Annotated in this window: 21 protein-coding genes; 7 read left to right on the plus strand and 14 right to left on the minus strand. The window is 71.1% G+C overall.

Annotated features, from left to right (window positions below):
• Positions 1 to 5 precede the first annotated feature (5 nt).
• Positions 6 to 1,181 carry a type VII secretion-associated serine protease mycosin gene (gene mycP / locus ACWD5F_RS21370; protein ID WP_451256332.1) on the minus strand — a complete coding sequence of 392 codons (1,176 nt, stop codon included), beginning with the start codon at positions 1,179 to 1,181 and terminating at the stop codon, positions 6 to 8.
• Positions 1,178 to 1,993, minus strand: coding sequence for a hypothetical protein (locus tag ACWD5F_RS21375; protein WP_451256334.1), 816 nt, complete (start codon positions 1,991 to 1,993; stop codon positions 1,178 to 1,180). The genes mycP and ACWD5F_RS21375 overlap by 4 nt, the downstream gene beginning before the upstream one ends.
• Positions 1,994 to 4,179: 2,186 nt before the next feature.
• On the opposite strand from ACWD5F_RS21375, the gene ACWD5F_RS21380 reads away from it, so the two are divergent.
• Positions 4,180 to 5,382, plus strand: coding sequence for an amino acid deaminase/aldolase (locus ACWD5F_RS21380; RefSeq protein ID WP_451256336.1), 1,203 nt, complete (start codon positions 4,180 to 4,182; stop codon positions 5,380 to 5,382).
• A gap of 22 nt (positions 5,383 to 5,404) precedes the next feature.
• Here the strand turns inward: ACWD5F_RS21380 and ACWD5F_RS21385 are convergent, their stop codons facing one another.
• From ACWD5F_RS21385 to ACWD5F_RS21400, 4 genes are read right to left on the minus strand one after another with little or no spacing between them, the layout of a single operon-like run.
• Positions 5,405 to 6,286 (minus strand): DUF2510 domain-containing protein, encoded by an 882-nt coding sequence (locus ACWD5F_RS21385; RefSeq protein ID WP_451256763.1) that lies wholly within the window; start codon positions 6,284 to 6,286, stop codon positions 5,405 to 5,407.
• A 57-nt stretch (positions 6,287 to 6,343) separates the two neighbouring features.
• On the minus strand, positions 6,344 to 7,126 hold the full coding sequence (locus ACWD5F_RS21390) for a 3-oxoacyl-ACP reductase (protein ID WP_451256338.1): 783 nt from the start codon (positions 7,124 to 7,126) through the stop codon (positions 6,344 to 6,346).
• Positions 7,123 to 8,496 carry an aldehyde dehydrogenase family protein gene (locus ACWD5F_RS21395; protein ID WP_451256340.1) on the minus strand — a complete coding sequence of 458 codons (1,374 nt, stop codon included), beginning with the start codon at positions 8,494 to 8,496 and terminating at the stop codon, positions 7,123 to 7,125. The genes ACWD5F_RS21390 and ACWD5F_RS21395 overlap by 4 nt, the downstream gene beginning before the upstream one ends.
• A gap of 11 nt (positions 8,497 to 8,507) precedes the next feature.
• Positions 8,508 to 9,872, minus strand: coding sequence for a glutamine synthetase family protein (locus ACWD5F_RS21400; RefSeq protein WP_451256342.1), 1,365 nt, complete (start codon positions 9,870 to 9,872; stop codon positions 8,508 to 8,510).
• A 94-nt stretch (positions 9,873 to 9,966) separates the two neighbouring features.
• Between ACWD5F_RS21400 and ACWD5F_RS21405 the strand changes: the two genes are divergently transcribed.
• Together ACWD5F_RS21405 and ACWD5F_RS21410 are read left to right on the plus strand one after the other, a co-directional pair.
• On the plus strand, positions 9,967 to 10,701 hold the full coding sequence (locus ACWD5F_RS21405; RefSeq protein ID WP_450355173.1) for a FadR/GntR family transcriptional regulator: 735 nt from the start codon (positions 9,967 to 9,969) through the stop codon (positions 10,699 to 10,701).
• A 40-nt stretch (positions 10,702 to 10,741) separates the two neighbouring features.
• Positions 10,742 to 11,434, plus strand: a complete 693-nt coding sequence (locus ACWD5F_RS21410) for a gamma-glutamyl-gamma-aminobutyrate hydrolase family protein (protein WP_451256344.1) — start codon at positions 10,742 to 10,744, stop codon at positions 11,432 to 11,434.
• A gap of 231 nt (positions 11,435 to 11,665) precedes the next feature.
• Here the strand turns inward: ACWD5F_RS21410 and ACWD5F_RS21415 are convergent, their stop codons facing one another.
• Positions 11,666 to 12,616 (minus strand): LysR family transcriptional regulator, encoded by a 951-nt coding sequence (locus ACWD5F_RS21415; RefSeq protein ID WP_451256765.1) that lies wholly within the window; start codon positions 12,614 to 12,616, stop codon positions 11,666 to 11,668.
• Positions 12,617 to 12,698: 82 nt separating this feature from the next.
• Here ACWD5F_RS21415 and ACWD5F_RS21420 point away from each other — a divergent pair, with 82 nt between their 5' ends.
• A complete protein-coding gene (locus ACWD5F_RS21420; protein WP_451256346.1) occupies positions 12,699 to 13,856 on the plus strand; it encodes a TDT family transporter in 1,158 nt (385 codons plus the stop codon).
• Here ACWD5F_RS21420 and ACWD5F_RS21425 read toward each other — a convergent pair.
• From ACWD5F_RS21425 to ACWD5F_RS21440, 4 genes are all read right to left on the minus strand, one after another.
• Entirely contained in the window at positions 13,783 to 14,508 is a 726-nt protein-coding gene (locus ACWD5F_RS21425; RefSeq protein WP_451256348.1) for a helical backbone metal receptor, read from the minus strand. The genes ACWD5F_RS21420 and ACWD5F_RS21425 overlap by 74 nt on opposite strands.
• Complete coding sequence (locus ACWD5F_RS21430; RefSeq protein WP_451256350.1) at positions 14,505 to 15,086, minus strand: helix-turn-helix domain-containing protein; 582 nt, start codon at positions 15,084 to 15,086, stop codon at positions 14,505 to 14,507. Before ACWD5F_RS21430 ends, ACWD5F_RS21425 begins: the two co-directional genes overlap by 4 nt.
• 373 nt (positions 15,087 to 15,459) lie before the next feature.
• Positions 15,460 to 18,072, minus strand: a complete 2,613-nt coding sequence (locus ACWD5F_RS21435; protein WP_451256352.1) for an ABC transporter permease/substrate binding protein — start codon at positions 18,070 to 18,072, stop codon at positions 15,460 to 15,462.
• Complete coding sequence (locus tag ACWD5F_RS21440; protein WP_451256354.1) at positions 18,065 to 19,120, minus strand: quaternary amine ABC transporter ATP-binding protein; 1,056 nt, start codon at positions 19,118 to 19,120, stop codon at positions 18,065 to 18,067. Before ACWD5F_RS21440 ends, ACWD5F_RS21435 begins: the two co-directional genes overlap by 8 nt.
• A gap of 196 nt (positions 19,121 to 19,316) precedes the next feature.
• Here ACWD5F_RS21440 and ACWD5F_RS21445 point away from each other — a divergent pair, with 196 nt between their 5' ends.
• A complete protein-coding gene (locus tag ACWD5F_RS21445; protein WP_451256767.1) occupies positions 19,317 to 20,246 on the plus strand; it encodes a 5'-3' exonuclease in 930 nt (309 codons plus the stop codon).
• A 193-nt stretch (positions 20,247 to 20,439) separates the two neighbouring features.
• Complete coding sequence (locus ACWD5F_RS21450; protein WP_401724967.1) at positions 20,440 to 21,288, plus strand: siderophore-interacting protein; 849 nt, start codon at positions 20,440 to 20,442, stop codon at positions 21,286 to 21,288.
• Positions 21,289 to 21,421: 133 nt separating this feature from the next.
• Here ACWD5F_RS21450 and ACWD5F_RS21455 read toward each other — a convergent pair whose 3' ends face one another.
• From ACWD5F_RS21455 to ACWD5F_RS21465, 3 genes are all read right to left on the minus strand, one after another.
• Positions 21,422 to 22,198 (minus strand): ABC transporter permease, encoded by a 777-nt coding sequence (locus ACWD5F_RS21455; protein ID WP_401724966.1) that lies wholly within the window; start codon positions 22,196 to 22,198, stop codon positions 21,422 to 21,424.
• Positions 22,195 to 23,241 (minus strand): ATP-binding cassette domain-containing protein, encoded by a 1,047-nt coding sequence (locus ACWD5F_RS21460; RefSeq protein ID WP_451256356.1) that lies wholly within the window; start codon positions 23,239 to 23,241, stop codon positions 22,195 to 22,197. The genes ACWD5F_RS21455 and ACWD5F_RS21460 overlap by 4 nt, the downstream gene beginning before the upstream one ends.
• Positions 23,242 to 23,421: 180 nt before the next feature.
• On the minus strand, positions 23,422 to 24,042 hold the full coding sequence (locus tag ACWD5F_RS21465; RefSeq protein ID WP_451256358.1) for a PadR family transcriptional regulator: 621 nt from the start codon (positions 24,040 to 24,042) through the stop codon (positions 23,422 to 23,424).
• A 278-nt stretch (positions 24,043 to 24,320) separates the two neighbouring features.
• Here ACWD5F_RS21465 and ACWD5F_RS21470 point away from each other — a divergent pair, with 278 nt between their 5' ends.
• Positions 24,321 to 25,904, plus strand: a complete 1,584-nt coding sequence (locus ACWD5F_RS21470) for an amino acid permease (RefSeq protein ID WP_451256360.1) — start codon at positions 24,321 to 24,323, stop codon at positions 25,902 to 25,904.
• Positions 25,905 to 26,093: the final 189 nt, after the last annotated feature.

Consider the following 26,093-nt stretch of genomic DNA (forward strand, 5'->3'; position numbering starts at 1 on the left):
CGGGGCTAGAAGTCTTCCTCGCGGGGTCGGCGTCCGCGCCACACGACCACCGCCGCGACGAGCAGCAGGCCGCCGGCTGCACCGGCCAGCGGGGCGGCCCAACTGCTCGTGTCGTCATCGGACTTGGGGGCGTCGGGCCCCTCGCCGAAGTACTTCTCCCCGTACGAGGCGGCCTTGAGGCCCTCCGGCTCGAGCGCGCCGGCCGCCTTGATGGCCGCGGCCGGGTCGATCATGCCGAAGCCGCGGGAGTCGTCGCGGCCGCCGGTCGGGGCGTCGCTGGCGGTGTCCTCCAGGAGCTTCTTGACCTGGGCCGGGGTCAGTCCCGGGTGGGCGGCCTTGATGAGGGCGACGGCTCCGGAGACGAAGGCGGACGCGGCGCTGGTCCCCCAGCCCTCGTAGTAGCGGTGGTCGGGGTCGGCGATGACGATGTTGACGCCCGGGGCGCTGACCGTGGCGTACCAGCGGCGGGTGGAGAACGCGGCGCGGGTGCCGTAGCGGTCGACGGCGGTCGCGGCGATGACGCCCGGGTAGGCGGCCGGGTAGGAGACGTGGTCGCCCTTCTCACCGCCGTTTCCGGCGGAGGCGACGACGGTCACGCCCTTCTTGAGCGCGTACTGGACGGCTTCGTCCTCGGTGGGTTCGGGGTGCGCGGAGGCGGAGTCGTCGCCGAGGGAGAGGTTGATGACGTCGGCGCCGTGGTCGGCGGCCCAGCGGATGCCCTCGGCGAGGGCGTTGCCGCGGGTGCTGCGGGCCTTGGCGCGGGCGGAGTCGCCGTCCTCGAGGATCACGCGGACGGGGAGGATCTTCGCCTCGGGGGCGATGCCCAGGACTCCGTCGCCGTTGCCGGGGCCGTGTCCGTGGCCGGCGATGATGCCGGCCATGGCGGTGCCGTGCCGGGCCCAGGCGCGGTCGCCCTCCTTGGCGCCGAAGCCGATCATGTCCTGGGTCGGGAGCACGTTGCCGACGAGGTCGGGGTGGTCGGTCTCGACGCCGGTGTCGAGGACGGCGACGGTGATGCCCTTGCCCTTGGTGGTCTGCCAGGCCTGCTGGGTGTGCAGGGCGTCGAGGGCCCACTGCTGGGCGCGGATGCCGTCGGCGTGGGCGGCGGTGGAGGGTATGAGGGCGAGGGAGGCGGCGAGCAGCACGCTCAGCGCCCCGACCCTGCTGCCGCGGCGCGTCATGAGGGCTGCTCCGAGGCGGGGCTGCTCACGTCCTTGCGCAGGGCACGCTCGATCCGGTCGGCGAGACCCTGGGCCTCGTGGCCGAGGCCGGCCTGGGCGGGGGGCGTGGTGGCGCCGGACTTCATGGCTTCCTCGGCGGGCTGCGGGGTGTCGACGCTGCGGCCGTCGGACCAGCCGGAGACGGCGTAGGCGACGACGGGGGCGTCGGTGAGGACGGACACGATCCAGGAGGCACGCTGCTTGCCGCCGAACCCTGCGGCGACGGTGCCCTTCGCGGCGTACGGGAGGGGCATCAGGTCGGTACGGCGTCCCAGGGCCTCGCGCTGGAAACGGGTGGCGAGGGACTTCATGCCGACGGCGTCGGCGTTGGTGAACAGCAGTCCCACGGTGGTGACGAAGCTCTGGGTGGAGTCGGTGTAGGTGGCGCGCAGCAGCCGCTGACACCCGACGGGCGCGAGCACCTTCTTGAGCAGCGGGTCGAAGGCGTTCCGACAGCCGCTGTCCGGCGCGACGGCGATCCGGGTCCAGGTCCGGTCGGCACCGCCGGGCCCGGCGCCCTGTCCCTGCACGGTGGTGGGGAACAGCCGGTCGACGGGCACGCTGTGCCACAACCCGGCGGCGGCGCTGAACGTGTCCCGCGTACCCCCGTCCCCCGAGTCCCCGACCAGCCAACTCCCGGTCACCGCACCGCCGATGAGGCCGAGCCCCAGCACGATGCACACGGCGACGGCGGCGACCCGCGGCGGTATCCGCACCCCCAACGGCCGCGCCCGCACCCGCTCGTCGTACCCCTCTGGCTCCCCGAACGACACGACCGGCCTGCCGGCCCCGGGCGCGACGGGCGCACTCCAGTTCAGCGCGGGATCGGGAGCGACCCCGACGGCCCCCTCCGAACGCGGGGAATCCGTCGGCGCGGGCGGCACGGGCGGGGGCGGCGGGGCGCTGTGGGCGTAGGTCGAGTCGTCGGAGACGGGAGCGACGACCGGGGCGGCCCCTGGGCGAGCGCCCGGTCCCGAACGTGGGGTGTCGGCAAAGTCCTCGACGAAATCTGACGCCGGGGAGGGGCGGACGGCCGGAGCCGGAGGGACGGCTGAGCCGGGGGTACGGGCGGAGGCGGAGTCCGGTCGGGAGGACGCCGGCGGATACGGGGCGTCGCCGGCCGCGGAGCCCGGCCGCGGAGGCACGACCGGTCCTGGAGTACGGGCGGAGCCCGGGCGAGTGGGCGAGTACGGGGTACGAGCGGAATCGACGGGCGCTGAACCCGAGCGACCGCTCGCCCCCGAGGGCGCTCCCGAACCCGGCCCACGACCACCATCGACAGGAGCCGAGCCCAGCCCGGAAGGCGGAGCCGAATAGGCGCCACGGGCACCGTCACCGGACACGGAGCCCGGAGGGCTCTCCGGCCGCGGAGGCACGGCTGAGCCCGACGCACGGCCGGTGTCGGCGGGGGCGGAACCCTGACGGGCACCCGGAGCCGAATACGGGGCACGAGCCGGATCCACCGGCACGGAGCCGGAGCGGCTGCCCGAACCCGGGGCACGGCCGGAATCAGCCGACGCGGAGCCGGAACGGCCACCCGAACCCGGAGCACGGCCGGAATCAGCCGACGCGGAGCCCTGACGGGGCGGCGGGGGCGCGTACGGAGTACCGGTCTTGCCCTCGGGTGTGGAGTCCGGGTGGGTGGTACGCGACGAAGGCGCGGTGGCGCCGGGGGTACGGGTCGGATCAGTCGACGGGGAGCCCGGGCGGGCTGCCGGACGTGCCGGGGCGGGCCAGCCTGGAGGGCTGGTGCGGGGCGGTGCCGGTGGTGGGGTCGATCGTCCGGAGCCGGACGGGGGCGAGCCGGGGCGGCGGGGGGCCGATCCGGGCGACGGCTCCGCCGAGGACGAGCGCACGCGTCTCGTGGGGTCCTGGCCCGTTTCGGTCGGCGTGGGGTGCATCAGGCGGAACGGTGGCGTGGGGCGGTTGCTCGGTCGCGGCGGTACCGCGGGGGCCGGCGGCGCCGTCCTGCCCTGGGCGCCCGCGCTCTGTGCGGTACTGCCCGGCGCAGCCGTTCCTCCGCCGTCAGCACCCCGGACTGCCGTTCCTCTGCCGTCAGCGCCCCGCGCCGGATCGCCGGCGGGCGGTGGTGGGACGTCCGGGAAGCGGGCCGATGCCTGGGGTGGGGGCAGGGGGGTCGTGCCCGTGTCCTGCGGGGAGCGCAGGTTCGGGAAGCGCGGGTGGGTCGGTGCGTCGAACTCGCCGGCCGGCGCTTCGCCCTCGGCTCCGCTCCCCGGCTCCGTCCGCGCGCCCGCGTTCCTGGGACTCGGGCGTTCCGCGAAGGCGTCGAAGGGGCGGCTTCCCCGCCAGGGTGACCAGACGCCACCGGAACCGCCCGCGGCGGTCGACGTACCCGGCGCGGACCCCCGGGGCCCTCGTGATCCCCGCGAGCCACCGGTCTCCGTGGCCGAGGAGGTCCCGTCCATCGCTCCCCACTCGTTCCCCGAAGCCCCGCCCGAGGCCCCGCCACCGGACTCGGCAGCGCTCCACGCGCTCCCGGCGCCCGGCATGGAAGCCCGGTCCGACGACCCGGCGCCGGCCCCTGCGGGCGCCGTACCGTTCGCGTTCTCCGGAGACGGCGTCGTGCCGTTCTCATGGGTCGGTTCCGGCGAGGTCTCTCCAGGCGTGCCAGGGGGCGTGCGGCGCTGAGGGTTGGAGGCGTGCCGCGCTTCCGTGCTCATGCACCCCCCGTTTCCTCGCGCCCGGGCCGACTACTCTTACGCACCCCGTCGCCGTCGTGCTCAACGCCCGGTCAAGGCGTCGGCAAGTCCGTCCCGGACACGCATACCCGCACGGAAGGACCGACATCCCGGCGCGGTGGTGACCCGGCGCGTTCCGCCATGCGTGCGCGTCACTCTACGGGTTGGCCCGCGCGGAACGGGAACCAGTGGCCCACCCCGGGGCTTCTGCCCGGAACGTCCCCCTACCCTGCGGTAATCCTGTCTGGCAGGCTTCGTTCATGACTGCGCGCTCCGCCGACAGGGCCCGTTACGACCGGGCCACGGCCCATCTCGACGCCCCTCTCGCCATCGTGGACCTGGACGCCTTCGACGCCAACGCGGACGACCTCGTCCGCCGCGCCGGCGGCAAGCCGATCCGCGTCGCCAGCAAGTCCGTACGCTGCCGGACCCTGTTGGAACGCGCCCTGGCGAAGGACGGCTTCGCGGGCATCATGTCCTTCACCCTGGCCGAGTCCCTGTGGCTGGCGCGCTCCGGATTCGACGACGTCCTGCTCGCCTACCCCTCCGCCGACCGCGCCGGCTTCGCCGAGCTGGCCGCCGACCCCAAGCTCGCCGCCGCCGTGACCGTCATGATCGACGATCCGGCCCAGCTCCGGCTGATCGACGAGGCGCGCGGCGGCGGACGCGAAGTCATCCGTGTCTGCCTGGAGTTGGACACCTCGCTGAAGCTGCTCGGCGGCCGGGTGCGGGTCGGCGCCCGCCGCTCCCCGCTGCACTCCCCCGCCCAAGTCGCCGACGTGGCAAGGGCGGTGACCCGGCGGCCGGGGTTCAAGGTCGTCGGGATCATGGCGTACGAGGGTCATATCGCGGGCGTCGGGGACGCCGTCTCGGGCCGGCCGATGCGTTCGCGTGCCATCCGGCTGATGCAGGCCACCGCCCGCCGGGAGCTGGCCGAGCGGCGCGCCGAGGTGGTGCGCGCGGTCCGGGCCGTCGTGCCCGACCTGGAGTTCGTCAACGGCGGCGGCACCGGCAGTGTGCAGTCCACCGCCGCCGAGGACGCCGTGACCGAGATCGCGGCCGGCTCGGGGCTGTACGTCCCCCGGCTGTTCGACAACTACACGTCCTTCACCGGCCGTCCGGCCGCCCTGTTCGCCATGCCCGTCGTCCGCAGGCCGGGCGTCGGTGTCGTGACGGTGCTCGGCGGCGGCTATCCGGCCTCGGGTGCGGCCGGCGCCGACCGGCTCCCGGTGCCGTACCTGCCGGAGGGGCTGCGCTACGACCCCCAGGAGGGTCCCGGCGAGGTCCAGACGCCGCTGCTCGGCCCGCCCGCCGACGATCTGCTGCTCGGCGACAAGGTGTGGTTCCGGCACGCCAAGGCCGGCGAGCTGTGCGAACGGTTCGACGTGCTGCATCTCATCGAGGGGGACGCGGTGACGGCGACCGTGCCGACGTATCGCGGCGAGGGCCACACGTTCCTGTAGGGCGACTCCCGGTCGGTGCGGGTCAGTTCGTCGGGCCGATGCTGCTGCCCACCCCGCCGCCCGTGCCCGCGTCGTCGACGGACCGGATGCCCCGCGTGATCCGGTCCATGTCGGCGAGCGGCGGCCCGTCGGCGCCCGCGTCGAAGACGAAGCGGACCAGGACCGGTGACTCGGTGCCGACGCTCGCGGGGAAGACGAGGGACTCGACGTATCCGCCAGGCCCCTTGGCGGTCTGCACGCGCCAGCGCACGAAGTACCCGGCGCGTCCGGCCACCGCGACCTGGCCCGACTTCACCAACTGGTGTGACTTCAGGCCGCCGTAGGGGCGGCGGCCGATCTCGTCGCGGTCGTAGGCGTCGTCGGCCGCCTTCGATATGTCCTGCTCGGCGAGCGTCCTGGGGGACGTCTCGGCATTCGCGGTCACCGTACGCGAGATGACCAGGCCGTGCCGGCACAGGCCCGTGTCGCCCGGGCAGTCGTAGGTGCCGGGTGTGGTCATGACGACATCGTCCTCGGAGACGTACTGCGGCCTGACCCAGCCGTCGGGCAACGGCAGGGTGATGCCGTTGAGTTGGTCCACCACGACGGACGGGTCCGCGGCGGACGGTGACGGTGACGGGCTGTCGCTCGGCGGTGTCGAGGGGACGGTGGTCGGCGCGGTCTGGGCCTGTGCGCCGTCCGAGTCGTCGTCCTGTCCCATGAAGAACGCGCCCGTGACGATCGCCGCGACGAGCACGGCCCCGGCCGTGGTGATCGCGACGACCTTCGCCCGGCCGGTACCCGCGGCGGGCCCCGGTACGGGGGCCCCGGGCGCCTGCCAGTGCTCGGTCCAGGCCGTGCCGTCCCACCAGCGTTGCAGGTGGGGGGCCGACGGGTCGGGGTACCAGCCGGGCGGGGGCGACATGCTCATTCCGCCACCCTAGGACGGGTGGCGGAGGTCGTACACGGCTGCCGGGCCTTCCTACAGGGGTGTGACGTACGCGCCCGAGATGCCGCCGTCCACCAGGAAGTCGGTGGCGTTGACGAAGGACGAGTCGTCGCTGGCCAGGAAGGCGACCGCGGCGGCGATCTCGTCGGCCTCGGCGAACCGGCCGACCGGGATGTGGACGAGCCGGCGGGCGGCCCGCTCGGGATCCTTGGCGAACAGCTCCTGGAGCAGCGGGGTGTTCACCGGCCCCGGGCACAGCGCGTTCACGCGGATGCCCTCCCGCGCGAACTGCACGCCCAGTTCACGGGACATGGCCAGTACGCCGCCCTTGGACGCGGTGTAGGAGATCTGCGAGGTCGCCGCGCCCATCCGGGCCACGAAGGACGCCGTGTTGATGATGGAGCCCCTGCCCTGCTGCCGCATGTACGGGATCGCGGCCTTGCAACACAGGTAGACGGAGGTGAGGTTGACCTCCTGGACGCGCTTCCAGGCCTCAAGTCCCGTCTCCAGGATGGAGTCGTCGTCGGGCGGCGAGATACCGGCGTTGTTGAAGGCGATGTCGACGCTGCCGTAGGTGTCGAAGGCCGCCTTGAAGAGGGCATCGACCTGTTCCGGGTCGGTCACGTCGACCTTCACGAAGAGGCCGCCGACCGCGTCGGCGGCCGCCTTGCCGCTGGTCTCGTCGACGTCGCCGCAGACGACGTACGCGCCCTCGGAGGCGAGCCTGCGGGCGGTGGCGAGGCCGATGCCGCTGCCGGCTCCGGTGATGACGGCGGTACGGCCGACGAGTCGACGGCAGACAGTCTGTTCGGTCACTGTGCGGGGCCCTCCGTGCTGATGAAGACGTTCTTGGTCTCGGTGAAGGCGGTCAGGGCGTCCGGACCCAGCTCGCGGCCGATGCCGGACTGCTTGTAACCGCCGAAGGGGGTCCAGTAGCGGACGCTGGAGTGGGAGTTGACGGACAGGTTGCCGGCCCGGACGGACTGCGAGACGCGCAGCGCGCGGCCGAGGTCGCGGGTCCAGATGGAGCCGGCGAGGCCGTAGGGGGTGTCGTTGGCGAGGCGGATCGCGTCGGCCTCGTCGGTGAAGGGCAGCAGGACGGCGACCGGGCCGAAGATCTCCTCGCGGGCCGCCGTGGAGTCGGGCCGCTCCCCGGTGAGGACGGTCGGGGCGAACCAGAAGCCGGGCCCGTCGGGCGCGCTGCCGCGCAGTGCCTGGGCGTCGTCCGGCACGAACGACCGTACGCGGTCGAGCTGTTGGCGGGAGATCAGCGGACCCATCTGGGTCTTCTCGTCGGCCGGGTCGCCCACCACCACACCCGCCAGCGCGTCGGCGAGCAGTGCGTGGACCTCGTCGTACACGGACTCCTGGACCAGGATCCGGGTGCGGGCGCAGCAGTCCTGGCCGGAGTTGTCGAGGAACGAGAACGGGTCGACGGCGGTGGGGAGATCGGCGTCGGCGAAGACGATGTTGGGGCTCTTGCCGCCGAGTTCGAGGGTGACCGGCTTGACCAGGCGGGCGCAGCGCTCCATGACCTCGCGGCCGGTGCGGGTGGAGCCGGTGAACACGATCTTCGCCACGCCGGGGTGGTCGACGAGGGCGCGTCCGGCGGTGTGGCCGTGACCGGGCAGTACCTGGAACAGGCCCTCCGGCAGCCCTGCCTCCAGGGCGAGTTCGGCCAGCCGCAGGGCGGTGAGCGGGGTCGTCTCGGCGGGCTTGAGGACGACCGCGTTGCCGGCGGCGAGCGCGGGGGCGGTGCCCCAGGCGGCGATCGGCAGCGGGAAGTTCCACGGGGCGATGACCCCGACCACACCCAGCGGTTCGAGGAGGGTGACGTCGAGGCCGCCGGGCACCGGGATCTGACGTCCGGTCAGCCGCTCCACTCCCCCGGCCGCGTAGGCGAGCAGATCGCGGACGTTGCCGGCCTCCCAGCGGGCGTTGCCGAGCAGGTGGCCCGCCTCGCGCACCTCCAACCGGGCCAGTTCCTCGACGTGTTCGTCCACCACGTCGGCGAACCGGCGCAGTTGGCGGGCCCGGTCGGCGGGCGGGAGCGCGGCCCACTTCGCCTGGGCCGCGGCGGCACGCACGACGGCCGCGTCCACGTCGGCCTCGGTGGCGGCGGGGACGGTCGCGACGACCTCTTCCGTCGCCGGATTGAGGACCGTCAGCTCATGCTCGTACGACAACTCGGGACCTCTCACAGACGTTCGAAGGAGCGGCGCAGCTCCCAGTCGGTGACCGCTGCGTCGAAGGCGTCCAGCTCGACGCGGGCCATGTTGCGGTAGTGGGCGACGACTTCGTCGCCGAAGGCGGCGCGGGCGATCGGGCTGTTCTCCCAGATCTCGGCCGCCTCGCGGAGGTTGGTGGGGACGTGCGCGTAGTCGGCGCTGTAGGCGTTGCCCGCGCAGGCCTCGGGCAGCTCCAGCTTCTGCTCGATGCCGTGCAGCCCGGCCGCGACGAGCCCCGCCACCGCGAGATAGGGATTCACGTCCCCGCCTGGGAGCCGGTTCTCGAACCGCATGGAGCGGCCGTGCCCGACGACCCGCAGCGCGCAGGTGCGGTTGTCGTACCCCCAGGCGACGGCGGTCGGGGCGAACGAACCCGGCTGGAACCGCTTGTAGGAGTTGATGTTGGGGGCGTAGAGCAACGAGAAGTCCCGCAGCGCGGCGAGTTGCCCGGCGAGGAAGTACCGCATGACCTCGGACATCCCGTCGGACCCGGACCCGGCCATGGCGTTGTTGCCGGCCGCGTCCGCGAGGGAGAGGTGGATGTGGCAGGAGTTGCCCTCGCGCTCGTTGTACTTGGCCATGAAGGTGATCGACACGCCCTCCTGGGAGGCGATCTCCTTGGTGCCGGTCTTGTAGATCGCGTGCTGGTCGCAGGTGACCACGGCGTCGTCGTAGCGGAAGGCGATCTCGTGCTGCCCGGGATTGCACTCGCCTTTGGCGGACTCGACGGTGAGACCGGCGCCCGCCATGTCATTCCGGATCCGACGCAACAGCGGCTCGATCCGCCCGGTCCCGAGCACGGAGTAGTCGATGTTGTACTGGTTGGCGGGCGTGAGCCCCCGGTAGTTCGCGTCCCAGGCCGCCTCATAGGTGTCCTTGAAGACGATGAACTCCAGCTCGGTACCGACCTGGGCGGTGAAGCCGTGTTCGGCGAGGCGCTCCAGCTGGCGGCGGAGGATCTGACGCGGGGCGGCGACCACCGGGGAGCCGTCGTTCCAGGCGAGGTCGGCGATGAGCATGGCCGTACCGGCGTTCCAGGGCACCCGGCGCAGGGTGGACAGGTCGGGATGCATGGCGAAGTCGCCGTACCCCCGGTCCCACGACGACATGGCGTAGCCCTCGACGGTGTTCATCTCGGTGTCGACGGCGAGGAGGTAGTTGCAGCCCTCGGTGCCGTGGTGGAGGACCTCGTCGAGGAAGAAGCGGGCGGCGAACCGCTTGCCCTGGAGGCGCCCCTGCATGTCGGGGAAGGCCAGGACGACAGTGTCGATCTCACCGCCGGCGACGAGGGCGTGCAGCTCCTCGACGCCGAGCGGGGGTGTGCGGTCTGCCACGGAAAGCTCCTTCGGCTTCTTCGCGCTTCTTCGGCCGGGCCGGAAGCCATAAGGTATTGCCGAGAACCATTGCTTGGGAAGGGGGTGCGGTGGGATGTCGGTGGATCCGGAGGGCGACCTGGAGGACCGATTGACGCCGGTGCTGCGACCGGTGCGGGCGGGGAACGGTTTCGAGGAGGCCCTGGAACAGATCCTGCAGGTCGTACGGCTGGGCCTGGTGCCCGGGGGCGAGCGGCTGCCGGCCGAGCGGGAACTGGCGGAGCGGCTGGGGATCAGCCGGGTGACCCTGCGCGAGGTGCTCAAGGTGCTCCAGGACCAGGGGCTCGTGGAGTCGCGGCGGGGGCGGTACGGCGGGACGTTCGTACTGCCGAAGTCGGACGCGGGGGGCGAGGACGAACTGCGCCGGCGGAGCACGGAGGTCGACATAGAGGACGTACTGCGCTTCCGGGAGGTGTTGGAGGTCGGGGCGGCGGGCCTGTGCGCGACGCACGGCCTGACGCCGGACCAGTCGGACCGCCTGCGCGAGGCACTGTCCCGCACGCACGACGCTCCGCTGGCGGACTACCGCCGCCTCGACACCATGCTCCATCTCACCCTCGCGGAGCTGTGCGGCTCGCCGACGCTGACCGCGCAGTACGCGGCGGTACGGGCCACGGTGAACGACCTGCTCGACTGCATCCCGCTCCTCGTCCGCAACCTCGAACACTCCCAGCGCCAGCACAGCGCGCTGGTCGAGGCGGTGCTGGACGGGGACGCGGACGGGGCGCGGGAGATGATGCGGGAGCACTGCGGGGGGACCGCGGCGCTGCTCAGGGGCTTCTTGGCGTAGGCATTCAAAGGTAGTGAACTGCACCTTTTAGGGAGGGTCCGTGACCGGACGACGGCCACTGATCGGCGTGAGTACGTATCTGGAGTCCGGCGCGCGCTGGGGCCTGTGGGAGCTGGAGGCGGCCCTGCTGCCGGCCGGCTATCCGCGCCTTGTGCAGCAGGCGGGCGGCCTGGCGGCGATGCTCCCGCCGGACGCGCCGGAGCATGCGGCGGCGGCCGTGTCCCGCTTGGACGGGCTGGTGATCGCGGGAGGCCCGGACGTCGAGCCGACGCGGTACGGCGCGGAGCGGGACGCCCGTACGGGGCCGGCGGCGCGGGTTCGGGACGCGTGGGAACTGGCCTTGGTGGACGCGGCTCTCGCTGCGCGCGTCCCCTTGCTGGGTATCTGCCGGGGAATGCAGGTACTGAACGTCGCCCTGGGCGGCACGCTGATCCAGCACATCGACGGGCACGCGGAGACTCCCGGGGTCTTCGGCAGACACCCGGTGAAGCCGGTGCCGGGGACGCTGTACGCGGCCGCGGTCCCGGAGGAGACGTCGGTACCGACCTTCCACCACCAGGCGGTGGATCGGTTGGGGGCGGGGCTCGTGCCGTGCGCGTACGCGGAGGACGGGACGGTGGAGGCGGTTGAGCTGCCGCGGGCCTCGGGGTGGGTTCTGGGGGTTCAGTGGCATCCGGAGATGGGGGAGGACTTGAGGGTGATGCGGGCGTTGGTGGATGCGGCAACGCAATAACCTTTCTCGCCCCCGCCGCCCCTACCCGTCCCATCCTTCTGGGGGCTGCCGCCCCCAGACCCCCGCTTCGGCCTGAACGGCCTCGTCCTCAAACGCCGGACAGGCTGAGTGGTGCGGACCATGGCTTTCAAAGTGCCGGTCCGCACATTCCAGCCCCTCCGGCGTTTGAGGAGCGGGGTCTGGGGCGGAGCCCCAGGATGGGACGGGTAGGGGCGGCGGGGGCGAGGAAAGTCAGGTTCGCGTCAGCGACAAGAGCTCCCTCGCCGGCCCCACCGGACGGTGACCCGTCGGCCACACCGCCCGAAGCGAACGCGCCAACGCCACGCCGTCAACAGGAACCCGCACAAGCCTCCGCACAGCCAACTCCTCCCCCACCGCCAGTTCACTCAACACCGCCGGCCCCGCCCCACTCACCGCCGCCGCCTTCACCGCCGTCGTCGAGGACAGCTCGATCAACGGCCGCGCCAGACCCCCCAGCGCAGCGTCCAGCACCTGCCGCGTCCCCGACCCCTCCTCTCGCAAGATCAACGGCGTCGCCGCCAACTCCCCAGCCTCCAACGCCCGTCGACGCCGAGCCCACGGATGCCCCGGCGCAGTCACCACGATCAGGTGATCGTGCGCGATGACCGCCGAGTCCAGACCGGCGGGGACACTGACCCCCTCCACGAAACCAAGATCTGCCTCCCCCGACAGCACCCGCCCCGCCACCACCGTCGAGTTCCCCGCCAGCAGCGACACCGCCGTGTCCGGCCGCTGCGCGCGCAGCGCAAGCAGCCACCCCGGCAGCAGGTACTCCGCGATCGTCATGCTCGCCGCCACCCGCAACCGCGAGTCCCGCCGCACCCGCAACGCCTGCGCCCCCGCGTCGAAGGCCGCCGCCGCCTCCACCACCCGCCGGGCCCAGTCCGTGACCAACGCCCCCGTGTCCGTCAGACGGGACCCCCGCGGCGAACGGTCGACCAGCGCCACCCCCAACTGCCGCTCCATGGAACGGATCCGGCTACTGGCCGCCGGCTGCGAGATCCCCATCTCACGCGCCGCCCCACCCAGACTCCCGAGCCGGGCCACCGCCAGCAACAACTCCAGCGCGCCAAGGTCCGGCACCCGATGCGCGAGCGGCCCGGCGGACGTCACCGTCTCAGCTGCCTCGGCCCGCTCGGCCCCCTCGTCCTTGTCGTCCATGCCCTTGCCCATAACCTCAGTTTATGCCCCCATAGACATGTCCTCCCTGGTACCGGCTCCCGCCCGGCGAGACCGTGGAGGCATGGTCACCGCAGCCCACCCCCTCACGCGTGCCACCGCACGCCCCCCGCACGCCAGGTCCGTCCGTCACCTCGGACCCAACTGGTACGCATCCGTCATGGGCACCGCCATCGTCGCCACCGCGGGATCGGCCCTGCCGGTCGCCGTCCCCGGCCTCCGCAGTGTCTGCGCGGGCATCTGGGCCCTCTCGCTCGTCCTCCTGCTGGCCCTGCTCGTCGCCCGCGCCCTGCACTGGACCCACCACGGCGACCAGGCCCGCGCCCATCTCCTCGACCCGGCCATGGCACCCTTCTACGGCTGTCTCGCCATGGCTCTGCTGGCCGTCGGCGGCGGTGCCGTCACCGTCGGGCGGGACCTGATCGGGCTGCACAACGCGGTCGCTCTCGATGCCGTGCTGTTCAGCGCCGGGACGGTCGTCGGGCTCGCGTCGGCCGTCGCCGTCCCGTACCTCATGGCCGTACGACAGAAGGTGGACGCGGCCGACGCCTCGCCCGTATGGCTGTTGCCGCTCGTCGCACCCATGGTGTCGGCCGCGCTCGGGCCGCTGCTCGTGCCGCATCTGCCGGCCGGGCAGGCGCGGGAGACGCTGCTGCTGGCGTGTGTCGCGATGTTCGGGGTCAGTCTGCTGGCCACGCTCATGATGCTGCCGGTGGTTTTCGGTCGGCTGATCACCGGTGGGCCGCTGCCGCTCGCGCTCACGCCGACGCTCTTCCTGGTGCTGGGGCCGCTCGGGCAGTCCACCACCGCCGTGGGCAAGTTCGCGGACGTGGCACCCGGGGTCGTACCGGCCCCGTACAGCGAGGGGTTCGAGGTGCTCGCCGTGCTGTACGGCGTGCCCGTGATGGGGTTCGCGCTGCTCTGGTTCGGGCTCGCGACCGCGTATGTGGTGCGGGCGCGCCGGCACGGGATGCGGTTCGCGATGACGTGGTGGGCCTTCACCTTTCCGGTGGGCACCTGTGTCACGGGGGCCGAAGCGCTGGCCAGGCACACGGGGTTGGTCGTATACGACTGGCTGGCGGTCGGTCTGTACGTCGTTCTCGTCACCGCCTGGGGCACCGCCGCCGTGCACACCGCGCGCGGTCTGGTCAGCGGCGAACTGCTCGCAGGGCCGCGCCCAGCACGCGTGGCGCCTCGGCCAACGACGGCCCGTACCAGGTGAGATGACGTCCGCTGACGAGTGCGCAGGGCAGACCGGGAAACGCCTCCGGGCCGTCGTCGGAGGTGAACCGGTAGGGCTCGTCGGGGAGTACGACCACGTCCGGGAGGGCCTCCCGCAACTCCCCTACGGGGATGGTCGGGTAGCGCTCGGGGCGGGCCGCGTGGAGATGGTCCACACCCAGACGGGCCAGCACGTCACCCGCGAAGGTGTCGCGGCCCAGCACCATCCAGGGGCGGCGCCAGATCGGTACGACGGCCGTGGTGCGGGTCCGTGGCTCGGGAAGGGACGTCCAGATCGACTCCGCCTCGTCGAGCCAGCGGGGGCGGGACACCGACCCGCATGCTGCCAGTACCCGGGCCAGCTCCTCGAAGGCCTGCGGCACGTCCCGTACCTCGGTCACCAGGACCTCGACGCCCGCGGCGCGCAGGGCGGCGAGGTCGGGTGCGCGGTTCTCCTCCTCGTTGGCGATCACCAGGTCGGGGCGGAGGGCGAGGACGGCATCGGTCTTCGGGTTCTTGGTACCGCCGATGCGGGCGACGGCGAGGTCCGCGGGGTGGGTGCACCAGTCCGTCGCCCCGACCAGCGCGCCCGGTACGGAGCGCGCCACCGCCTCCGTGAGCGAGGGGACCAGGGAGACGACCCGGGGGGTCACTGACGCGACCGGTCCTGGACCGCCTCGATGTGTTCGGCCACCGCGACGACGACCACGCGCGTGTCGGACACGGTCGCCCGCCAGCGGTGCCGCACCCCGCCGGTCAGGTACAGCGTGTCGCCGCGGCCCAGCCGGTAGGCGCGGCCCTCGGCCTCGATCTCCACGGCACCGTCGGCCACGTACATCAACTGGTCGTTGCGGTACTGGAATTCACGGCCCGCGTCGTGGTCGCCGGTGAACTCCGTGGCGTGCATCTGGTGGTGACCCCGGACCAGGGACCGCATGTGCGGTTCGTCCGCCGGGCCGCCGCCTTCGGCGCGGACGACGTCGACGCTGCACGCCGGGTCGGCGGCGGCGAGGAGTTCGACCGCGGTGGTGCGCAGGGCGTCGGCGACCTTCTCCAGGGAGGTGGTGCTGGGCCGCGCGCGATCGTTCTCGATCTGGCTCAGGAAGGGCACGGACAGACCGCTGCGTTCGGCCACGACGGCGAGGGTGAGCTCCAGCGCGCGACGGCGCCGCCGTACGGCCGCGCCCACTCGCAGGGACTGGCCCTTGTGGTCGTCTTTGTGGTCGCCCATCGCTCCGGCTCCCTCCTTCACCCGTCGGTAGCTTCTGAAGAGTTCTCTGTGCTCCTGAAGAGTTCTCTGCACCTTACGCAGGTTCGGCAAACTGTTTCATGCGGCCGTCACATACCCGTAAACACTTCGTGCGGTCAATGCGCCAACTCTCGCCAGTGGATGAGATCCCGTAAGCAACCGCCACCTCATAGTTCAATGCCCGAAAGGTCCCCCATGTTCCCTCCTCGGACAGGGTAGTAGCGCTATGTGATTGGCCGGATTCTTTTGGTAGCCGTTGGCATATGCGCGCCGGAGACGACCCGAGGGGTGGACCCCACCACACGCTGTCAGGTCGCGTGGGGAGGCCCACCCCTCGGGGGTGCCGGGACGGCCGCTACCGCGGGGTCATCCGGTCCACCATGTCCGGGTGGTCCTTGAGCCAGGCGGCGACCGCCTCCTGCTCATGACCCTGGCCGTGCTCGTTGATCTCGCTCTCCAGGCTGCCCAGTTCGGGCTCGGTCATGTGGAAATTCTTGATCCAGCTGGTGAGCTGGGGGTATTCGCCCGGGAACTTCCCGTTCGAGATGGTCCGGATGGTGTTGCCCTCGCCGAAGAGCTTCTTGTCGTCCTTCAGCTTGGTGAGGTCGTACTGGCTGTACGCCCAGTGCGGCGACCACAGGACGACGGCGACGGGCTGCTTCTTGGCGTAGGCGCGCTTGAGCTCGGCCAGCATCGCCGGTGTGGAGCCGTCGACGACCTCGTACTCCTTGTCCAGGCCGTAGCCCGGCAGCACCTTCGTCTTGAGCAGGTTCATCTCGCCGGTGCCCGGTTCGATGCCGATGATCCTCCCGTCGAAGAGGTCGGCCTTGCCCTTGAGGTCCTCGTAGGAGTTGATGCCCTTGACGTACGAGGGCACGGCGACCTCCAGGGAGGTCGGCTCGTACCAGGTGCCCAGGTCCTTGAGTCTGTCCTTGCTCTTGTCCCAGTAGTTCTGCTGCGCGTACGGCAGCCAGGCGTCGAAGTTGAGGTCGAGGTCACCGGAGGCGAGACCCGTGTAGACCGGGCCGACGTCCATCTGCTTGAGGTTGAGCTTGTAGCCGCGCTTCTCCAGGACGTTCTTCCAGAGGTAGGTGACGGCGATGTCCTCGTCCCACGGGAACCAGGCCACGTCGATCGCGCGCTTGGTCTCGGCCGCGGCCTTGGTCTTCTGCACCGGGGCCAACTTGTCGACGAGGCCGGGCTGGTCCTTCAGCCAGGTGCGCACGGCGTCCTGCTGCTTGCCCTTGCCCGCCTTGTTGATCTCGGCTTCGAGGCTGGTGAGTTGCTTCTCGGTGAGCTTGAAGTCCTTCAGCCACTTGCCGACGGTCGGGTTCTCGTCCGCGAACCCCTTGCGGGAGAGGGTGTGCACCCCGTCGCCCTCGCCCCAGGCGCCCTTGGGGTCCTTGAGCTTCTTCAACTTGTAGTCGTTGTACGCCCAGTGCGGCGACCAGAGCGTGACGACGATCGGCTCCTGCTTGCTGTACGCGCGCTTCAGCTCGGCCAGCATGGCGGGCGTGGAGCTGTCGACGACCTTGTACTCCTTGTCGAGGCCGTACTCCCCCAGGACCTTGCTCTTGAGCAGGGCCATCTCGCCGGCGCTGGACTCGATACCGGTGATCTTCCCGCCGAAGGTCGACGCCTTGCCCTTGAGGTCGGCCAGGGAGTTGACGTCCTTCATGTATGCCGGGACGCTCAGCTCCAGGGAGGTCTGGTCGTACCAGGCCCCCAGGTCGTCGAGCTTGCTGCCGTACTTCTTCCAGTACTGCGCGTGGGTGGTCGGCAGCCAGGAGTCGGTCTCGAAGTCGACGCTGCCCTGCGCGAGCGAGGTGTAGAGCGGGCCCGCGTCGAACTGCTTGGCGTCGACCTGGTAGCCGCGCTGCTCCAGGATCTCCTTCCACAGGAAGGTGGAGGCGACGCCCTCGTCCCAGGGGATGTAGCCGATGCTGAGCTTCTTGCCCTGGCCGACATCGTTGCCGTCGGCGACCGCGGTGCCGTCCGACTTGCCGCCGAAGATCCCCATGCCGCCCGCCACCAGGGCGAGGACGACGACGCCGACCACGGCGATCTGGGGGCTCGGCCGGTACGACCAGATCTTCAGGCCGCTCTGCGCGGCACGGGCCTTGGCGGCGGCGCGGCGGCCCAGCGGGGAGACCTGGGTGCCCAGGGCGCCGGTCATCCGGTCCAGGTAGATCGCGAGGATGACGATGGCGACGCCCGCTTCGGATCCGAGGCCGACGTTGAGCTGGCCGATGGCCTCGTTGACGTCGCCGCCGAGGCCGCCGGTGCCGACCATGCCGGCGATCGCGGCCATGGACAGGCCGAGCATGATGACCTGGTTGACGCCGGCCATGACGGTCGGCAGCGCGAGCGGCAGCTGGACGCGCAGGAGCGTGTCGCGGGGTGTGGTGCCGAACGCGTCGGCCGCCTCGACCAGTTCCTTGTCGACCTGCCGGATGCCCAGTTCCGTCATGCGCACGCCGGGGGCGAGCGCGAAGATCAGGGTCGCGACGATGCCCGCGGAGGCGCCGGTGCCGAAGAACAGGATCGCCGGGATGAGGTAGATCATCGCGGGCAGCGTCTGCATGAAGTCCAGGACGGGCCGGACGATCCCGCTGACCCGGTCGGAGCGCGCGGCCCAGATGCCCACCGGCACGGAGATCACGAGCGCGATGATCGTGGCGACCAGGACGAGGGAGAGGGTCACCATCGCGTCGTCCCACAGTTCGAGGGAGTCGATGAAGGCGAATCCCACGAAGGTGAGCAGACCGGCGGTCGTGCCGCGCAGCCAGAACGCGAGGACCGCGAAGATGCCTGCAAGGAGCAGGGGTTGAGGCGCTTGGAGGACGGCGTTGATGCCGTCGTAGGTGCCCGTGAAGACGGTCTTGAGGAAGTCGAAGAGCCAGGAGACGTGATTGAGCAGCCAGTCGACCGCGTCGTTGACCCAGTCGCCGAGAGGGATCCTAGGCACGGGCCACCTCCTCGTTGCCGAGGAAGCCGACCAAGCGCGACTGCCTGACCACTCCGACGAGTTGCCGTTCCGCGTCCACGACGGCCACCGGATGCGTCAACAGGGCGCTGAGCGCGCAGAGTTCGGTGAAGGGCGTGTCGGGCGTCACGGTCCGGCACTCGCTCTCGGTCGCACAGCCGCAGTCGGCCTCGTCGCCGCGCACGTCCGTGTCCATCACGGCCGAGGCGGTGAGCACGCGGGAGCGGTCGACGTCCTTGGTGAAGGAGGCGACGTAGTCGTCGGCGGGCCGGACGAGGATGTCCTCCGCGGTGCCGGTCTGGACGATGCGTCCGTCGCGCATGACGGCGATGCGGTCGCCCAGCCGCATGGCCTCGTTGAGGTCGTGCGTGATGAAGACGATCGTCTTCTTCAACGACTGCTGGAGCTGGAGCAGTTGGTCCTGCATGTCCCGGCGGATCAGCGGGTCGAGCGCGCTGAACGACTCGTCCATCAGCAGCAGGTCGGCGTCCGTGGCGAGCGCGCGGGCCAGGCCCACGCGCTGCTGCATGCCGCCGGACAGCTCGTCGGGCCAGGACTTCTCCCAGCCGGCCAGACCGCACAGGGCGAGCGCCTCGCCGGCGCGACGCTCGCGCTCGGCGCGGGGCACGCCCTGCACGGCCAGACCGTAGGCGGCGTTCTCGACGACGCTGCGGTGCGGGAAGAGCGCGAAGTGCTGGAAGACCATGCTGATCTTCCGGGCCCGGACGGCGCGCAGGTCGCGGTCGGAGAGTCCGGTGAGGTCCTGTCCGTCGAAGCGGACCTGTCCCGCGGTCGGCTCGAGGAGGCCGTTGAGCATCCTGAGCAGGGTGGACTTGCCGGATCCGGACAGACCCATCACGACGAAGATCTGGCCGGGTTCCACCGTGAAGGAGGCGTCGATGACGGCGGCGGTGGTGCCCTCCGCACGCAGCTCCTCCCGGTCGGCGCCGTCCTCGAGCCGCCGTAGCGCCTCGTCGGGTCGTCTGCCGAACACCTTGTAGAGATGCTCTGCCTCTAGCGTGGCTGACACGCGTACCTCTCGTCTCTCGGGGCAAGGGAACAGGAGACGACGGGCCGCAAACAGTCGTATGTGCACTTGGCATCGCTCCGAGGCGGCGCCTGCCCTGGTCGGGGCGGGTCAAACGCCTCAGTGGGCCAGTTCACAACTCGTTTACAACTGCCATGCGGGGCCCGGTGACGGGTGAGTGTCAGTGCGGTGCGGCATGATGCGAGGCGTGACCGGACGACTGATGCTCCTCGACACCGCCTCGCTCTACTTCCGCGCCTACTTCGGCGTCCCGGAGTCCGTGAAGGCCCCGGACGGAACGCCGGTGAACGCCGTGCGCGGGCTCCTCGAATTCATCGACCGCCTGGTCAAGGACCACCGCCCCGATCAGCTCGTGGCGTGCATGGACGCGGACTGGCGCCCCCAGTGGCGCGTCGACCTGATCCCTTCCTACAAGGCGCACCGGGTCGCCGAGGAGGTCGAGGCGGGACCGGACGCGGAGGAGATCCCGGACACGCTCTCGCCGCAGGTCCCGATCATCGAGGACGTCCTGGACGCGCTCGGCATCGCGCGCGTGGGCGTCGCGCGGTACGAGGCGGACGACGTGATCGGCACGTTCACCGCGCTCGCGAAGGGCCCGGTCGACATCGTCACCGGCGACCGCGACCTCTACCAACTGGTCGACGACGAGCGGGGGGTGCGCGTGCTGTACCCCCTCAAGGGCGTCGGCATGCTCCAGCTCACCGACGAGGCGTGGCTGCGCGAGAAGTACGGCGTCGACGGCCGTGGGTACGCGGATCTGGCGACCCTGCGCGGTGACCCGAGCGACGGTCTGCCGGGCGTGCCGGGCATCGGCGAGAAGACGGCCTCCAAGCTGCTCGCCGAGTTCGGTGACCTGGCCGGGATCATGGCCGCGGTGGACGACCCGAAGGCGAAGCTCACGCCGTCGCAGCGCAAGCGCCTGGACGAGTCGCGCCCCTACGTGGCGGTGGCTCCGACGGTGGTCAAGGTCGCCGACGACGTGCCGCTGCCCGCGGTCGACACGGCCCTGCCGCACACCCCGCGCGACCCGGCGGCGCTGGATGAGCTGGCGGCGCGCTGGGGGCTGGGCGGCTCGCTGCACCGGCTGCTCGTCACCCTCGGGGCCTGACCGCTCGCCGCCCTCGGAGCATGATCCGGACGGGCAGCGTCGTAAGCCTGGTTCTCATATCAGCGACTCAGCCTCTCATTTAGAGAGAGTAAAGCTCTGCGTGTCGGTCTCAGTAACCTCTCAGGCAAGGGGTGTTAAGTAGGGGAGAGATGCTAACTTAGGTTTACCTAAGCAAGGGAACAGGGAGGCCGCCATGGCAGAACGCCCGGCTCGGAAGCCGCGGAAGCCCCACACCGCGCAGGTCGTCCGCACCGAACGGCTCAGCCCGCACATGCAGCGCGTGGTGCTCGGCGGCGAGGAACTGGCCGTGTTCGCGGCCGACACCTGCACCGACCATTACGTGAAGCTCCTGTTCCCGACCGGTGGCGCCACTTATCCCGAGCCTTTCGACCTTGAGCGGATCCGCGCGGAGTTCCCCCGTGAGCAGTGGCCGGTGACCCGGACCTACACCGTGCGCGCCTGGGACCCCGAACACCTTGAGCTGACGCTGGACTTCGTGGTGCACGGCGACGAGGGCCTGGCCGGCCCGTGGGCGGCGAACGTCCAGCCGGGCGAGAAGGTGCGCTTCATGGGCCCCGGTGGTGCCTACGCGCCCAACCCGGAGGCCGACTGGCATCTGCTCGTCGGTGACGAGAGCGCGTTGCCCGCGATCGCCCGCTCCCTGGAGGCGCTGCCCGCCGGTGCGGTCGCCCACGCGTTCGTGGAGATCTCCGGCCCCGAGGAGGAGCAGAAGATCGACTCCGACGTGGAGGTCGTCTGGCTGCACCGCGGCGACCGCCCGGTCGGCGAACCCCTTCTCGACGCGGTACGGGCGCTGACGTTCCCGGAGGGCCGGGTGCACGCCTTCGTCCATGGCGAGGCGCACTTCGTCAAAGAGCTGCGCCAGCTGCTCCGTTGCGACCTGGAGATCCCCCGCGAGGACCTGTCGATCTCGGGTTACTGGCGGCTCGGCCACAACGAGGACGGCTGGCAGGCCTCCAAGCGTGAGTGGAACGCGCGCATCGAGGCGGAGCAGGAGGGCGCGGCGAGCTCGGCCGCGTGAGGGTCTTCGGCCGTGTGAGTTCTTCGGCCACGTGAGGCATGTGAAGCGGCGGCACCTCTCGGGGTGCCGCCGCTTCGGCGTGTGGTCACACCAGCGCGTGATCACATCGGCGCGCGGTCACATCAGCGCGTGGTCACACCGACCGCTGGTAGGACCTGAACGTCCGGATCGACAGCCACACCGCCACCACCGCGAGCGCCAGCAGCGCACCCCCGCGGCTGAGCACGACACTCCAGTCCTGTTGACGGGACAGTGCCGAACGGCCCGCGACCATCGCCCAGTCGAGCGGGTTGAAGTCGGCGACGTGCCGCATCCAGCCGGGCATCTGGGACGGCGTCATGAAGGCGCTCGACAGGAACGTCAGCGGCAGCAGCAGGAAGGTGTTGATCCCGATGATCGACTCCCGCTCCCGCACCAGCATGCCCAGCGCGTTGGACAGCGCCCCGAACACCGTGCCGAGCAGCACCGAGGCGATCACCAGGACCGCGACACCGCCCACGCCGCCCGGGTAGTCGGCGCCGCCGAGCAGGCCCAGCAGCACGATGACCACCGACTGGAACGCGGTGACCAGGCCGTTGTTGACGACATTGCCGTTCATCAGGGCGGCCCGGCTGACCGGTGTGGTCAGGAAGCGGTTGAGCGTGCCCCGCTGGATCTCCTCCAACGTGCCCATGCCGGCCCACATGTTGGAGCTGAGCGCGCTCATCACCACCACACCCGGGACCAGGTAGTCGAGGTAGGAGGTGGTCCCGAAGCCGCCCAGCTCGACGACGTTCTTGAAGAGGCCGCCGAACAGGAACAGCCAGATCACCGGCTGGATCAGGGTGATGATCGCGTACGCGGGCTGCCGTGCGAACACCATGAGTTGACGCTGCGTCATGTACCAGGTCTGGGAGACGGCCGTGCTCATCGCGCACCTCCGGCGAGGACGAGGGGCTGGTCGGTTCCGGCGTCGGCCTCGGAGTAACGGCGGCCCGCGTAACGCAGGTAGACGTCGTCGAGGGAGGGCCGGGCGACGGTCGCGGCGGCGACGCCGACGCCGGCCCGCTCCAGGGCCGCGAGCAGGGCGGGTACGGCGGCCGCTCCGTCGTCGGCACGGACGCTGATGCGGCGCCCGTCGACCAATACCTCGTGCACGCCCGGCACTTGGCGCAGGGCGCCGCCGAGGAGCGTACGACCGGCTTCGCCGACCGCCTCGCGCACCTCCAAGTGGACGGCGTCGCCACGAAGTTCGCCCTTGAGGGAGTCCGGGGTGCCCTCGACGACGACCCGACCGCGGTCGACGATGGCGATGCGCTCGGCGAGCCGGTCGGCCTCCTCCAGATAGTGCGTGGTGAGCAGGATGGTCAGCCCCTCCTCGCCGGCCAGCCGGCCGATCTCGTCCCACATCGCGGTGCGGGCCTCGGGATCCAGGCCGGTGGTGGGCTCGTCGAGGAACAGCACCTCGGGCCGGTGCACCAGGCCGAGCGCCACGTCGAGGCGGCGCCGCATGCCGCCGGAGTAGCCCTTGACGGGACGCCGGGCGGCGTCGGCGAGGCCGAACCGGTCGAGCAGCTCGTCGACGCGGCTGTTGAGGCCGCCGCCCCTCAACCCGTAGAGCCTGCCCTGCAGTTGGAGGTTCTCGCGGCCCGTGGCGACCGGATCGGCGCCGGAGCTCTGGGCGACCACACCGATCGCGCGGCGCACCCGGTCCGGGTGACGCAGCACATCGTGGCCGGCGACCGTGGCGGTGCCCGAGTCGGGGCGGGCCAGGGTGGTGAGGATCTTGACGGTGGTGGACTTGCCGGCGCCGTTCGGCCCGAGGAGCCCGAAGACGGTGCCGGGTTCGACGGTGACGTCCATGCCGTTGAGGGCGGTGACGTCGCCGGGATAGGTCTTGATCAGCTGACGCGCCTCGACGGCGGGCGCGCGGGTGGGAATCGTACGGGCAGGGCCCGACGGGGTGGGACTCATGACGACAGCTCTCCTGAGTGAGCGGATGAGGACCGAACCGTCCGTCCACGCGTGCCAAGAGCGCCGGGCTATCCTGGGTGTGCCGCACCTCGATCGCCTGGCTCGCCGCACGGCGGAGTCAATTCGGGGTTCGAGACCCCGGCGGAGCTGCTCCAACAGCCCTGTCGGGGTTCTTCTCGTCTACGTGAACTCCGGTGGCACATCCCCCGTTTCGTGGAAGTGGCGCCACCCCTCGACGCCGGACAGCGAGCCCTTCTCGATCTCCTCCAGGAGACCGCGGACCCACTCCGCCTGCGCCTCGACCATGTGCAGTTGGTATTCGACCTCGACGAGAAAGATCCGCGGCAGCGTCTCGCAGAGCTTCGCCAGCGCCGCCCGCCCGCTCGCCACCTCCACGTCGAGGCTGTGCAGCCGCTCTTCGAGCAACCGGACCGCGTCGTCGGGGGGCAGCGCGCCGATCAGCGACAGCGCGGTCTCGAAGATCGGGTACTCCTTGACCGGGACTGCCACCAGGTCCGACAGCCACTCGGTCATCTCCACGCGCCCGGCCCCGGTGAGCCCGTAGACCGTGCGCTCGGGCCGGTTGCCCTGCCGCTCCACGTCGGTGACCTCGACGAAGCCGTGCTTCTCCAGGCTCTGCACGACCGTGTAGAGCGAGCCGTAGTTGATCTTCGTGCTGGTGTCCTTGCCCTGACGGCGCAGGGTCTGGGCGATCTCGTACGGATGCATCGGCTTCTGCCAGAGGGTCACCAGCACGGCGAGCGCGAGCGGATTGCTGAGCTTGCGGCGCTTCACCGCCATGACGGTCCCCTCGATCCGGCCACCGACCTCATACACACGAGGTCGAATATTCGGAGCAGAACATATCGCGAGTAGCACCAACCGTCAATACACGATGTATCGCGATCCGAGGGATGACGCAAGGGCGTGAGGACTTGGGCCCGCCGCGGACACGGCCGCGTGACGCGTACGAAACAGCCCCTCCCTAATTTCTGTCGCCTGACAGGAACTCCGCACGCCCTGTCGCCGACAGGACCCCCGCGCCACACTCCGCTCCCGCGCCGAAGGCAGGTGCCGCCGTGACGACAACCGTCCCCTCCGACGTACGCCCCGACCCGCCGCACTCCCCCGACGACCACTCCCTCGCCGAGTTCGGCTACCGCCAGGAACTGCACCGCAGCCTCGGCCGGTACGCCTCCTTCGCGGCGGGCTTCTCCTTCATCTCGGTCCTGACGACCGTCTTCCAGTTCTTCGCCTTCGGGTACGCGTTCGGCGGCCCCGTCTTCTTCTGGGCCTGGCCGGTGGTCCTGGTCGGCCAGCTGCTGGTGGCCGCCTGCTTCGCCGAACTGGCCGCGCGCTATCCGATCTCCGGCGCGATCTACCAGTGGTCCTCGCGCCTGTCGAACCTCACCTTCGGCTGGTTCGCCGGCTGGATCATGGTGATCGGACAGATCGTGGTGGTGGCCGCCGCGGCCCTCGCGCTCCAGATGGTGCTGCCGGCGATCTGGTCGGGCTTCCAGCTGATCGGCACCGACCCCGCCCCGACCTCGGCGGACGGCGCGGCCAACGCGGCCGTGCTCGGCGTGATCCTGCTGGTGCTCACCACGCTGGTGAACATCCTCGACAACCGCGTGATGTCCCTGATCAACCGGGTCGGCGTGACCGCGGAGATCATCGGCGCGGTCCTCATCGTCGTCCTGCTGCTCACCCACTCCGAGCGCACCCCGAGCATCACCTTCCACACCACGGGCGCGGCGCAGTCGGGCCTGTTCGGGGCGCTGGCGGTGGGCTCGTTCACGGCGGCGTACGTGATGATCGGCTTCGACAGCGCGGGCGAGATGAGCGAGGAGACCCGCGACCCCCGCCGCACGGCACCCCGCACGATCCTCACCGCGCTCGGCGCCGCGGGTCTGCTGGGCGGCCTGATCGTCCTCGGCGGCCTGCTCGCCGCCCCCAGCCTCACCGACGGCCGGCTCTCGGTCGACGGCCTGAGCTACGTCCTCACCAGCAGCCTCGGCGACGGCTTCGGCAAGGTCCTGCTCGCCGACGTGGTCGTGGCGATCGCGGTGGCCACCCTCGCCATCCAGACGGCGGCCTGCCGCATGCTCTTCTCCATGGCCCGCGACGGCCAACTCCCCTTCGCCGCCCGCCTGTCCCAGGTCAACCCCCGCACCGGCATGCCCAGCGCCCCGGCCCTGGTGGTAGGCGTCCTGGCAGCAGCCCTGCTCCTCCTCAACTTCTCCTCCCCCGAAGCCTTCCTGGCCATCGGCACCACCTGCATCGTGATGCTGTACCTGGCCTACGCGATGGTCACGGGCCCCCTCCTCCTCCGCCGCCTACGCGGCGAGTTCACGACGGACGGCACCGACGAGAAGGGCGCGAAACTCTTCTCCCTGGGCCGCTGGGGCATCCCGATCAACGCCCTCGCCCTCGTCTACGGCCTCCTGATGACGATCAACCTGGCATGGCCACGGGCGGCGGTGTACGACCCGGCGGGTGGGCATTGGTACTTCCAGTGGTTCACGGTGCTGTTCCTCGCGGTCACCGTCGGCCTGGGCTGGGCATGGCGGATCGCGGGACGGCAGCGGGTGGGCGCGCAGCCCCAGGCATCCGGATCCGCGGCCCCCGAAACCGAGGTGCTCGGAGGGACGCAAGCCGGGTAGCCTGCGGCACATGTCGAGCCCCGAGGCATCCAAGGTGGGGGCTTTCGGTCACGCCGTCAGCCCCCGCAGCCACTGAATCCGTAGTCCTGGTCCTGGTACCGGCATCCGCCCTGGTACCGGTCGACGACGACGCGGCATGCCCTTCGCCGGGTGCTGACCGCGGTGACGAGACGTCTCCTTTCGCGCCTC

The organism is Streptomyces sp. NPDC002499 (genome assembly GCF_053595415.1).